This is a genomic window from Kitasatospora papulosa (assembly GCF_000717245.1).
Taxonomy (GTDB): Bacteria; Actinomycetota; Actinomycetes; order Streptomycetales; family Streptomycetaceae; genus Streptomyces; species Streptomyces papulosus.
In genome coordinates this window covers 1-1,476 of record NZ_JNYQ01000055.1, presented here as the reverse complement: position 1 = coordinate 1,476, position 1,476 = coordinate 1, and the positions used below count along the sequence as shown (strand labels likewise).

Below are 1,476 nucleotides of genomic sequence, written 5' to 3'. Positions count from 1 at the left end.
ACGAGATTTCTGCCTGTCTCGTGGGCTCGGAGATGTGTATAAGAGACAGCTATTATGCGTCCCCAGGTAATGAATAATTGCCTCTTTGCCCGTCATACACTTGCTCCTTTCAGTCCGAACTTAGCTTTGATTTCTGCGATCTTCGCCAGAGCCTGTGCACGATTTAGAGGTCTACCGCCCATGACAGGAAGTTGTTTTACTGGTTCAGGGATCGCCTCACCACGGTTAATTCTCGCAGTCATATGGACAAGCTCATCTGCGGCCTTACGGCGTAATTCCGCATCAGTAAGCGCATTGGCCCGCATGTTCTGATACAGGTTGGTAACCAGCCAGTAGTGCGCGTTTGATTTCCACGGATAAGACTCCGCATCCGGATACAGGCCTCGCTTCCGGCAATACTCGTAAACCATATCAACCAGCTCGCTGACGTTTGGCAGTCCGGCGGTAACGGATGCTTCTTCCCGGCACCATGCAACAAACTGCCCGGGTGATGGCAGAAATGGTCGATTCTGCCGACGGGCTACGCGCATTCCTGCGTTAACCTGTTCCATCGTGGTGATCCCGTTTTCCCGAAAAGCCAGAACCCACTGGCGACGGATTTCGTTCACTTCGTTCTGGTCACGGTTAGCCAGGCTCGCCGGGAAAGTTGCCAGTAACTGGCTGAACACACCGTTGATGATCTGCGCTACCTGCTGTACCTGCGGCTTTTCGTCGTACTGTTCCGGCATGTTGTTGGCGATCCGACGCATCTGCTCACGGTCAAAGTTAACCATCTGTGCGGCGATGTTTTTCATAGATCCACCCCGTAAATCCAGTCTGTGTTTGTCAGGTCGAGTTTTGGTTTGCTGGCTGTCACGCCTGCCTGTTGCTTGTTACGGTTGATTTCGAGTTGGGTCCACTTATCGCGGAGTTTGGCCGGGCTCAGCACGTTACCGGACCAGAAGTTGTCCTGGCATGCCCAGCGGAACAGCACACACATGTCGCGGTGGTTACGTCCGTCACGTTCACGCATCAGGCGGATATCGTTAGCCCACCCAGCAAAATTCGGTTTTCTGGCTGATGGTGCGATAGTCTTCACCATGTCAAACATCCACTCTGCGGCGGCCAAGTCTTCCGCTGTCCCCCACTTGCTGCCGCTCTGAATTGCAGCATCCGGTTTCACCACAGAAAGGTCGTTTTCTGGCTGGTCAGAGGATTCGCCAGAATTCTCTGACGAATAATCTTTTCTTTTTTCTTTTGTAATAGTGTCTTTTGTGTCCCCCTGTTTTGAGGGATAGCAATCCCCCAATTTGAGGGATGTTTTATCCCTCGTTTTAGGGGATTTTCCCTCGTTTTGAGGGATGCACCATTCTGAGATGTTTTTATTTGGTCCAAACATGCCGCCTTGCTGCTTGATAATATTCATTCTGACGAGTTCTAACTTGGCTTCATTGCACCGTTTGACAGGTAACTTTGTAATCTCGCTAAGTTGAGAAT

The 1,476-nt window shown here is 51.1% G+C and carries 2 protein-coding genes; both read right to left on the bottom strand.

What is annotated here, in order from left to right:
* Positions 1-92 precede the first annotated feature (92 nt).
* Positions 93-794, bottom strand: coding sequence for a replication protein P (locus IA22_RS36210; RefSeq protein WP_000788910.1), 702 nt, complete (start codon positions 792-794; stop codon positions 93-95).
* The coding region (locus IA22_RS36205; RefSeq protein ID WP_106973290.1) for a replication protein at positions 791-1,476 on the bottom strand (686 nt) is incomplete at its 5' end. The genes IA22_RS36205 and IA22_RS36210, both read right to left, overlap by 4 nt.

Coding starts and splice junctions, on each gene's coding strand:
- IA22_RS36210 (WP_000788910.1), bottom strand. CDS start 794: ATGAAAAACATCGCCGCACAGATGGTTAACTTTGACCGTGAGCAGATG.